Source organism: Streptomyces griseicoloratus (assembly GCF_014534645.1).
GTDB lineage: Bacteria > Actinomycetota > Actinomycetes > Streptomycetales > Streptomycetaceae > Streptomyces > Streptomyces griseicoloratus.
Genome location: NZ_JACVQF010000012.1, coordinates 1 through 752, shown reverse-complemented (window position 1 = coordinate 752; position 752 = coordinate 1). Strand labels below are relative to the sequence as shown.

Below are 752 nucleotides of genomic sequence, written 5' to 3'. Positions count from 1 at the left end.
GCGAACATCGCGGACGTCTACCCCCTCGCCCCGCTCCAGGAGGGCATCCTCTTCCACCACCTGATGACAGGTCGGGACAGCACCGACGTATACATCCTGCCGATCGTGCTGGGAATCGGGTCGCATGAGCGGTTGGACGCGTTCCTGCGCGCGCTGCAGCAGGTGGTGGACCGGCACGACATCTACCGCACGGCGATCCACTGGGAGGGACTGCGCGAACCGGTCCAGGTGGTCTTGCGTGACGTGGACCTCCCCGTCGAAGAGGTCGTCCTCGATGCCGAAGCGGGTGACCCCGTAAGCCAGTTGACCGCACTCGGTCAGAGCGCCATGGCGGTGGATCGGGCCCCGTTGATCCGGGTGCACATCGCCGCTGAGCCCGGTAGCGAGCGGTGGCTCTGTCTGATCCGGATCCATCAGCTGGTCCGGGACCACACGAGCCAGGAGGCACTTCTGCGGGAACTGGGCGCCTTCCTGTCCGGGCGGGGTGACGCGCTGCCGCCTCCACTGCCGTTCCGTGCCTTCGTGGCGCAGGCCCGGTTGGGGGTGTCGCGGGAGGAGCACGAGCGGTACTTCGACACCCTGCTCGGCGACGTCACCGAGCCGACGGCACCGTACGGGCTGCTGGACGTCCACGGCGACGGCCGTGGCGCCGAGCGGGCCCGGGTGCCGGTGGACGGTGAACTGGCCGACCGGGTGCGGGAGGCGGCGCGTTCGCTCGGGACGAGCGCGGCCACCGTGTTCCACCTGGCGTG

1 protein-coding gene is annotated in these 752 nt (G+C 69.8%); it reads left to right on the top strand.

What is annotated here, in order from left to right:
• Nucleotides 1–752: condensation domain-containing protein (locus H0H10_RS00215; RefSeq protein ID WP_223179166.1), on the top strand; the 752-nt coding region annotated here is incomplete at both ends.